General features: G+C 66.9%; 9 protein-coding genes. 4 read left to right on the top strand and 5 right to left on the bottom strand.

Translation table 11 applies throughout. The features are described 5' to 3' along the window. From CVV68_RS23410 to CVV68_RS06930, 3 genes are all read left to right on the top strand, one after another. Nucleotides 1-1,299, top strand: a 1,299-nt coding sequence (locus CVV68_RS23410) for an HNH endonuclease signature motif containing protein (protein WP_170133108.1), incomplete at its 5' end; no start/stop codon positions are given. Between the two features lie 294 nt (nucleotides 1,300-1,593). Further along, complete coding sequence (locus tag CVV68_RS06935; protein ID WP_170133107.1) at nucleotides 1,594-4,290, top strand: zinc dependent phospholipase C family protein; 2,697 nt, start codon at nucleotides 1,594-1,596, stop codon at nucleotides 4,288-4,290. Between the two features lie 36 nt (nucleotides 4,291-4,326). Further along, a complete protein-coding gene (locus CVV68_RS06930) occupies nucleotides 4,327-5,691 on the top strand; it encodes a hypothetical protein (RefSeq protein WP_110500267.1) in 1,365 nt (454 codons plus the stop codon). Between the two features lie 35 nt (nucleotides 5,692-5,726). On the opposite strand, the gene CVV68_RS06925 is transcribed toward CVV68_RS06930, so the two are convergent. Together CVV68_RS06925 and CVV68_RS06920 are read right to left on the bottom strand one after the other, a co-directional pair. Next, complete coding sequence (locus tag CVV68_RS06925) at nucleotides 5,727-5,990, bottom strand: hypothetical protein (RefSeq protein ID WP_110500266.1); 264 nt, start codon at nucleotides 5,988-5,990, stop codon at nucleotides 5,727-5,729. 9 nt (nucleotides 5,991-5,999) lie between these two features. Next, nucleotides 6,000-7,085: a C2 family cysteine protease gene (locus CVV68_RS06920; RefSeq protein ID WP_170133106.1), complete on the bottom strand. Its 1,086-nt coding sequence runs from the start codon at nucleotides 7,083-7,085 to the stop codon at nucleotides 6,000-6,002. A gap of 118 nt (nucleotides 7,086-7,203) precedes the next feature. On the opposite strand from CVV68_RS06920, the gene CVV68_RS06915 reads away from it, so the two are divergent. Beyond that, nucleotides 7,204-7,707, top strand: coding sequence for a hypothetical protein (locus CVV68_RS06915; protein WP_146238842.1), 504 nt, complete (start codon nucleotides 7,204-7,206; stop codon nucleotides 7,705-7,707). A gap of 50 nt (nucleotides 7,708-7,757) precedes the next feature. Here the strand turns inward: CVV68_RS06915 and CVV68_RS23405 are convergent, their stop codons facing one another. The 3 genes from CVV68_RS23405 to CVV68_RS06905 form a co-directional block, all read right to left on the bottom strand. Next, nucleotides 7,758-7,895 (bottom strand): hypothetical protein, encoded by a 138-nt coding sequence (locus CVV68_RS23405; protein ID WP_170133105.1) that lies wholly within the window; start codon nucleotides 7,893-7,895, stop codon nucleotides 7,758-7,760. Continuing rightward, nucleotides 7,892-8,098, bottom strand: a complete 207-nt coding sequence (locus CVV68_RS06910) for a hypothetical protein (RefSeq protein ID WP_110500263.1) — start codon at nucleotides 8,096-8,098, stop codon at nucleotides 7,892-7,894. Before CVV68_RS06910 ends, CVV68_RS23405 begins: the two co-directional genes overlap by 4 nt. 82 nt (nucleotides 8,099-8,180) lie before the next feature. Further along, complete coding sequence (locus CVV68_RS06905; RefSeq protein WP_245933392.1) at nucleotides 8,181-9,113, bottom strand: NAD(P)/FAD-dependent oxidoreductase; 933 nt, start codon at nucleotides 9,111-9,113, stop codon at nucleotides 8,181-8,183. Nucleotides 9,114-9,164: the final 51 nt, after the last annotated feature.

The raw sequence follows: 9,164 nt of genomic DNA, 5'->3' as shown, positions 1-9,164 counted from the left end.
GGCGGGCAGCCCACCGGTGGTGGGTCGTTTTCGGGTGCGCGTTTCATCAACGATGCATTCTCCGGTGTCACCATCGACGTGTACACGCTCTCCAGCCGCACCCCTCTAGCGGACGACGGGCACACGGGGCTGACGCTGGTTGATGTCCTGCCCGACTGGGTCTTCATCCCGCGGTCCCCAGCGATCGGGCCACTGACCAAAAAAGAGGAGACCGCGCTCCAGGCCCGCGAAACGAACCCGGAAAACATCCCCCACACCGGTGCGCTCTGCCCGGAACCAGAAAACCAGCCTGGCGTCGGTGTCCACCGCGGCACTGACGGCCATGGGTTCAACGGTCCCGGGGATCCGCCGGATCGAGGGGACCACCCCGCCCCGGATGGCCAGGTTCATGAACGCCAGGAGCCTGGGCTGGCGGCCCTGGTCGGGGAGCTGGCCGGTGCCCTGGTGGACGGGGTGGTGGACGGGATTCTCGAGGACCCTGTCCGGGACTACCTGAACCAGCTCGAAGCCACCCGGACCGGGAAAGCCATCACGGAACCGCCGGAACCGGCGGCGCAGGTCATCATCACCGTCCCGGTCCTGGGCCTGCTCGGGATCACCAACGAGCCCGCCACCCTGGCCGGACACGGACCGATCCCGGAAGAGACCGCCCGCAAACTCCTGAACAACGCCGAGACGTTCCTGCGCGTCCTCGTTGACCCCGTCACCAACACCCCATTGAAGGACCTGCCCCCGGAAAGATACCGGCTCCGCGAAGCCGAGAAAACACTCCTGCGGGGGTTGAATGAAACCTGTTCGTTCCCGAACTGCACCAACCCCGTCATGGACATCGACGTGGACCATGTCACCGCCTGGGCCCAAGGCGGGCAGACCACCGGCAATACCCACAACCTGTGCCGGCGCCACCACGCACTCAAGCACTTCCGCGACGACAAGAACAAGCACGGACACTACCGCCAGGACCTGGAACCCGACCGCCACGGCATCAAACTCCGCGGCTGGAAACCATCCACCACCAACGACGGCCGCATCGCCTGGACCTCACCCAACGGCAACTACCACGCCCCCAAACAACGCACTGCCCAACCACCCGCCTACCCCAAATGGCTCAAAAAACACCTCACCCAACAACTCGACCACCGCAACAACACGACAGCAGGCCTGGGGACCGGCGCGGCGGCGGGAACGGCGCCAGGCGCCCGGGCAGCCAGCACGGCAGCACCGCGGTTCGACCGCAGCCACAGCCCGCTCGAAAACCTCATCGAATACAACATCAAGCCCCACACCAACGACGACTGACGTGGCCCACCTTCCGACGCTCAACACCGGGCACCGCCACCGGTCGGTTTCGGCCAGCTCAACCACCGGGGTTTCCGAGGTCCGACCACCAGCCACGGGTCTCGGCCGCGCATCCTGTGCCGCGCACCCCAACCGGACAGCGCAAGCCTCCTTCCGGCGTCGTACGCAAACAAAAGGCCCAAAAGACCAAATACCTTGTCAACCGTTGACTTGGGACAGGATCAGGTCGAAACTTCTCCCTATGGAGCTCGTTGTGGGGAGCTGCGGCGGGTCCTTTTATAGGGGATGACCGTCATGCCTGGACCGTTCACGCATATCTACACCGCCCGTCGCGTCAGCGAGCTGATGGCCAACCAGGAGGGCTTCACCTCCGACTTCATCCGGGACATGGACGGGCCGCTGCTGGACATACAGCAGCTCGATCCGGACCTGCTGGCAGGGCTGGAACCGGCCGAATGCGCCGCCAAGATGCAGGCCTGGCCAAAGTTCACGGCCCTCGGCTCCAACGGCCCGGACCTGTTTTTCTTCCTGCAGGACTACAACAACATCGCCATCCCGTGCGACGAGATCATGCTGGCAATGTCCCTGATGTACTACCTGGACGATCAGGGCCGGCTGGACGATCCGTACGCGGGCCTGGTGGACATCCTCGGTGAGGTCAGCCAGACGTGGGCGGCCATCCTGCGCTTCATCATCAAGCTGGACCAGCTTTGGAAGAAGTTCATGGCCGTGTGGAATGCCACCATCGGCCCCATAGTCGACGCCGCAGGGAAGGTCATTGACGACCTCACCGGCGGGCTGCTGCGCACCCTGGGGCAGGCGTTCACCGAACTCGCCAACGACCTCCTGGCGCTGGCCGCCGAGGAAATCCTCAGCGAAGGCGACGTGTTTGGCTGGTTCTCCCTGAAGATGCGCAAGGGCTTTGACGAGCAGGCGTTCCTGTGGAGCGACATGACCCACTACCGCCGCACCAGCATGGTCCCGGCGCGCATGATCGCGCATGCCCGGGACATGCTCCGGAGCGACGACGCCGCCACCCGGGAGCACGCCGACCAGCTCATCGCCTTTGCCCTGGGGTGGGTGTGCCACGTGGGGACGGACGTGGTGGCCCACTCCTTCGTCAACGAGCAGTGCGGCGGGCCGTTCCGGACCCACTGGCAGCGGCACCACCTCATTGAAAACCACATCGACGCCTTCAACTACGAGCAGACCAAGCCGGGTGGGCTGCTCCCGGCCGACGAGTTTTGCGGATTCCAGGACACCTACCCGGGGCTGAACCAGTCCGCTCTGTACTTTGCGCTGCAGATCCCGCAAGGCATCGACGGCCTCCCTCAGGCCGCCAAGCAGGGTGCCCTGCGCCAGCCGCTGCCCGAGGGCGACGACCAGGCCAGCCAGAACCAGCGCAAAGCCCTGCTCGACACCGACGGCGCGCTGCCGCCGTGGCTGGCCGAAACCATCGTGCAGGTGTTCATCGAGGTGTACGCGCACCCGTCCGAGGGCGGGCTGGTTGACCTGGAAAACAAGCTCGGCGAGGGCGACCAGCCGCACCCGCGCAACCTGCTGGGCCAGCCGTTCCAGGACGGCCTGCACCTTGGCACCTCGCTGATTGGCAAGTGGCTGGGCATCCTGGGCGTGGACAACGCCGGCATGGCGCTGGATGACATCCGCAAGCAGATCGCCCCCGACGCCCCGTTCACCGTCCCCGAAGGCTTCCCGATGCCGTGGGAGGTGCAGGCGGCCTACCGGTTCATGCTGTCCTGGTTCAAGCGCAGCTACGTGTCCCAGTTCGACATGGACAAGCCGCAGCGGCCCACGGTCTTCACGCCGCCGGCCTCGGACCTGAACAACCTGGGCAACGACTTCTCCGGCCCGCCCGACTTCAGCGGGGTCAACCCCAACGACGACCCACTTTCCCAGCTGTGCGAAGCCATCGCCTCCATCCTGGACTGGGCCAACAAGGTGCTCCAGGACGCGGGCCAGTTCATTTACGACCTCGTCAAGACGGCCGCGTCGGCCGGCACCTGGCCGGTCCGAGAGGCCATCTACGACGGCATTATCGAACCGGCCTGGGAGGTATGCGAGAACCTGCGCCGCGTGCTGGTCCACATGGGGTACCTGATGCCGCAGTCCGGGGAAAACTGGCCCGACGGCGAACTTCGCAAGCCCTCCGAAATCGATCTGGAGCTCATCACGCTGGGCCACACCGTGGACAGCGCGTTCAAGCAGGCGCTGGCCGCCGCCTGGGATCCGCTGGGCAACCTGGACAGCGACCCGGCCCTGACCGACGAGGGCCTGCGCGACCCCATCGACGCGCTCAACCCGTGGCTTCCCGTGCGGACCACCAAGGGACAGAAGCCGCCCAACTTTGGCGGCATCGCCAACGACGACGCCGTGGAGTACCAGCGCCCGTGGGCGTTCCCGGACCGCACCAACGACCCCGACCCGAAAAAAGCCGGAAACTATCTCGAGGCGCCCCTGACGGCGGCCGGACCGTACCCGCAAGACACCATGCCGAACCGGCTGCTGAGCACCACGGCGCCCACCAGCAATGCGGCCCGCGTGGACTACGAGGGCGCCGGCTGCCCCTCCGACACGGACAGCCATAACAGCCAGTACATCCAGCACCCCTCCCGCGGGCAGCGGGGCGAGTCGATGAACCCGCTGGGCGATCCGGCCGTGTTTTCCGCCTACCTCATTGGCCAGATCGCGAACAACCCGCGATTCATTGCGAACTTCAACCTCGACGCGGACCGCGGCTACGCATACCTCTGTTGGGACTGGGACCGGATGAAGGCGGGCCAGGACGCACCGAAGGACGGCCAGCTCCACCCGTTCCCGCCGCCGGTGGTGTGGCCTGAGGGCGCGGATGCCTGGGTGCGGCCGGATCCCGTGCCCGTGGACACCGATCCGCAGTATGCCAACCCCCTGCCGCTGCAGCTGCATTACCCGGGCCGGGAATGCAATGTGCAGTCTGAGCCCCGGATCCAGTAGTTTTCAGCACGACGAGTTGCCTCAGGAAGTGCAGCCATGAACAGCAAGGAAGAGCGCGGCGGCGGGGTGCGGGACGACGGCCTCCTGGGCCACATCGGCCGCTTCGCCGACAAGGTTGAGGACGCCGTGGAAGGAGTGGTCGGGGAGGTCTTTGAGACGCACAGACCGGAGCACGGCGGCCACCGGGACTGGCATGAGGGCCACCGGGAGCACCGCCACCGTCCCGAACCCGTCCCGCCCACCCAGGTGACGGTGCACGTGAACCTGAGCTGTCCGGCGTCGGACTGCACATGTGGCAAGGGCAGCCCCTGCCGCCGGCACGGCTGCCCCGCGGATCCTTGTTCCACGCACGACGGCGGCACCGGGCCCGGGCGCCCGACCCACCATGCGGGGACCTCCGACGGCTCCCTGTCCGGCGGCGTGGCCACGGGCGGCGGAATTGTGCAGATTCCCGGCCGCGGCCACACGGTGTGGCCGGGGCCGCGCACGGACCTGTTCCTGCCGTTCCTGTTCATCCGCGCCAATGCCGGCGACACCGCCGCCCGGCCGCTGACCGGTGTGTTTTGGGAGAGCCCGGACATCTTTGTGATGCCCGGCGTGGCCCCGGACGCCGCGCCGCCGGTCCCGCCAGTGCTGGGCGGGGTGGCCGACGCCGGCCAGGACAACACGCTCTACGCCCACGTGTGGAACCTCGGGCAGGCGCCCGCGTACGAGGTTCTGGTGGAGTTCTACTGGTTCAACCCGACGCTGGGCTTCAGCGGATCGGACGCGAACCTGGTCGGCACCGTGTGGACGTCGCTGGAGGCGCGCAGCACCGCGGGGTCCCACAAGGTGGTCAAGTGCCCCGTGTCCTGGAAGGCGCAGTACCTCAACGGCGGGCACGAATGCCTGGTGGTCCGCATTTCCGACGCCTCAAGCGATCCGCTGTCCGACCCCGCCTGGGACGCCGCGCAAAACCGGCACGTCGGCCAGCGCAACATCCACGTGATGAGTGCCTCGGAAGCCGCGGCGCTGCCCACCCTGGGAATTGGCGTGGGGCCGCTGTTTGCCCAGCCGGCCCAGCTGGCCGTGGCAAGGGCCGACGCCGGGACCATGCCGTGGCTGCACCTGGTCACCATGGACCGTGCGGTTGGGCTCGGCACCGGCGCGGCCACGGGCGACGTCGGCATCACCGCGCCGGTTCCCGTGGGCGCGGCGCTCCCCAACCTGGGCGCCGTGCCGAATCCGCGCGGCGTGGGGCTGATCGGCAACGGTGGCGGAGTCACCGGCGATGGCCAGCAGGTGGGGTTCGTGGCCACCGACGGAAACCCCGGCGCCGGCAATGCCCATGTGTACCGGGTCACGGGATCGCAGAACGGCCAGACGTTTGGCGGGTACACCGTGGTGGTGGTGGGGGAGTAGGGCCGGGGTATCTATCGTCGGAGCGGCGGGGCCCTTCAGACGGCCGGCGCCAGGCTCAGGCTGACCGCGCCCTTGCCCTCGGTGGATACCTGTTCCAACGTCAGCAGCCCGTGTCCGGGAACCGTGAGGGAACTCCCCTCGGTGAGCGTCACCGCCTCGTCTCCAGAGGCGGGGCGGAGGAGCAGGCGGGCCTTGGCGACGCCGTCGTGCCTGGCAACGGCAATGATGCCGATCCGCAGGGTCCCAAGAGTCGGCTGTGCGCCTTGGGCTGCGCTGACGGTTTCCTTTTCGGGTTCCATGGCTGTCTCCTATTTCTTGGGTGCCGTGCCGGAGGCGACCGAGTCGAAGTTTTCCTTGTACTGGTCTTCGGTCAGCCACGCATCGCCCCAGCGCTGGTTTGTTCCGGACGGGGGAGCGTCGCCCTCGAGGTTGCCGCCGTTGGGACCCCAGGGGTTGATCACGTGGATCATCCGCTCCGACTTCCCGGTGTCCGGGTTGACGTGGTCCTGGACGGTATCAACAATGTATTCGTGGCTCGGGACGATGTGGTTGTTGTCAACGGTATCCTGCCAGAACCAGGCGCCGTCCGGATTCGTCTCCGTGCCGACGGTCACCGGGCCGTTTTTTAGCCGCTCCGAGATGTCGTCAAAGTTCGATTCACCCGTGGACTCCACAGGTTGTCCGGTGATGGCCTCGATCCCGTCCTGGCCATAGCCGCCGTCAATGTCCTTGTAGTCGCCGCCAAAGTACTCCGCGCCGGCCTTTTCGTAAATGGACAGCCAGTTGTCGTTGCCCTGGCCGTCCGTGGCGGCATTTTCAGGCACTGTAGGCTCCACCTGAATATAAACAGGTTCGCCGTCCTGGTACATCTTCACTGTCCAGGTGCCGTCCGGGTTCTGCCACATGTGGTCCCGGATCCACTGCGGATCGTTCTTCGCCACTGCTGCCGCTGCGGCCAGGTACCAGCAATCGCCTACCTGCCCTTGGGCAATGTTGGTGGGGTCCAAGGCGTTGTTGTCGAGCGGAATGTCTTTGGGCAGCTTGTGATACGGGCCCATGTCCTTGCCCGGATCTGGATTTCCGGGCTTGTCCCCGCTTTTACCTCCCGGGTGACCGCCATCGCCGTCGACCGCGCTGGCTTTCTCCTGCTCGTCGGCATTCTTCTTCAGCGTCTCGGCGATCTGGCGCAGTCCAGTCCCGGCCCGCCTCAGCTGGCCCTTGTACTCCGAGTTCCACTTTGCCGTGAAGCGCTGGGCATCCGGTCCGCTCCACGTGATCTGTGCCAGCACGGACGACAGCGTGGCGGCCGTTCGCTCCAGCTGTTCCCCGCTGTGGACGGCCGTGCGGGCGAATTCCCGCAGCTCCGCGGGGTTGTTTCCGATGAAGTTGTTCATGGGCAAGCTCCTTGGGGCCCTCGGCAGACTATTGTCCCAACTTAGTGGCGCGTTTCCCGGCCGCCAATGGGGAGTTCGCCCCATCGGGACCACCCGGCCGACCCGATAGGGTGAAACCATGGTGAATGGACTTCGTCGACACGGCCTTGCCCTGGTTTTGCTGATCTGCGCAGGGTTGGGGGCGGCTTCCTGCTCTGGCCCGTCCCTGCCCACCGCCGCCGAGGCCGGCCCGCGACTCCAACAGCTGTCCACCGATCTGGCCGGCGCCCTGGCCCGCGCCTATCCCGGGAAGTCGTGGCTTCCTGTTCAGGGCCAGGAGACCCGCCGCGTCAAGAACGACGACGGCACGTGCGTCCTCACGATTGGCACCTTGCGCTCCAAGGACTCGCTGCGCGAGGTTTCAGGCGGCTGGGACTCCGTGATGAAGACCGTCAACCCGATACTAAAGGAGGGCGGCTTTCCTTCGATTTCGGGCACCGATTCGCTCAAGGGCGGCTTTACCGGGATCAGCTCCACCGACAGCCACGGCGGCGAACTGAAAATTTCCGAAAAGGGCGCCACCGACATTTCGCTGCAATCCAAGGTCTCCGACAAGGATTGCTCCTCCACTCTGGCTCCGTAGGCCGGCCGCCGCGTCGTCTGGTCAGCGGTCCCACACGATCGCCGCCATGATCAGAGCGCCGCAATGACGATGCCCGCGACCACCACGAGGGCGCAGACGCCCAACGCGATCCACCATTTACGGCTGCGCCGCACCACGGCCACACCAAGCAGTGGCGGGCACACCACCATGGCGGCCAGGATGATCACCCCGCAACCCCGGTTGCCGGCTCGGGCTTCGTGCACTCCAGAAAGCAGCCCGAGAACGCAGATGCCGTCAGGAACAAGGTGGCGAACGCCGGGAACGCCAGAATGAGCCAGCCGACCAGCGTGATGCCCACGCCCCACCAGACCGACGGGCGCTTGGAAGGTGTCGCATTCAACGCGGTGGCTTGGGACCGGGATGGGTCCATGATCCATTAATCTACCAAATGGAATTAAAGGACAGGCTCGGCGGCCCTGGACTTCAATGGCCCCAGATCCCGAAGGGCCCGGTCACCGCGCCGCTGCAGGCTCGACCACCGTGGCCTCCTCGGTGACCAGGTCCATGTTGATGAACGCTCCTGCCTTGGCGCCGGCCGCCGCGGATCCCAGCACTGTGGAGCCCAGATCGGCGATGTTGCCCGCGACCCACAGGCCCGGCACCACGGTGAGCCCGGTCGCGTCGGCCTCCACGATCCTGCCCATGCCCAGGGGGCCCTCCACCGTGGCGATGCCGAGTCCATCCAGCACCGCCGACCGCGCCACGGAACGCGGCACCACGGCCAGCGCCTGCAGCGGGACGCTCCTGCCGTCGTCGAGCATGACACCGCTGAGGTGGCCGCCCTCGGCGAGCACCTCGGTGACCCGGCCCTGGACCACCGTGATGCCGTGCGCCTGAAGCTGTTGAAGTTCGACGCCGGACGGTTGCGGTGCGCTGTCCACGAACAGGGTGACGTCGGGGCTGAGCTGGCGGAACATCAGCGCATGGTGGGTGGCGAACGCGCTGGAGGCGAGGACGCCAATGGACCGGTCGCGCACTTCCCAGCCGTGGCAGTATGGGCAGTGGACCACATCCCTGCCCCAGTGCGCGCCCAGCCCGGGGATGTCGGGGAGTTCGTCCCTGACGCCGGTGGTGACGAGCATCCGGCGTCCATCGAGCGTCCGGCCGTCGTCGAGGGTCACGGTGAAGCCGGAACCGGTGCGCGCCGCGGCGACGGCCGTGGCCTTGAGAACTTCGACGCCGTAGCGGGCCACCTCCTCCCGGCCCAGCCGGCCCAGCTCGGCCGGGGACACGCCGTCGCGCGTGAGGAAACCGTGGACACCTTCGGCTGCCGCGTTGCGAGGGTCCCCCGCGTCGATGACGGCCACGGAGCGGCGGGACCGGCCCAGCATGAGTGCCGCGTTGAGGCCAGCGGGGCCTCCGCCAATAATGAGTACGTCGAACATGATTCCTGCCTTCTGTTTGCCTGGTCCCTCCATGGTTTCTCCCGCAGGGTC

The organism is Arthrobacter livingstonensis, assembly GCF_003219815.1.
Taxonomy (GTDB): Bacteria; Actinomycetota; Actinomycetes; order Actinomycetales; family Micrococcaceae; genus Specibacter; species Specibacter livingstonensis.
Note: the sequence above shows the minus strand (reverse complement) of the source record. Positions and strands in the feature narration are given on the sequence as shown.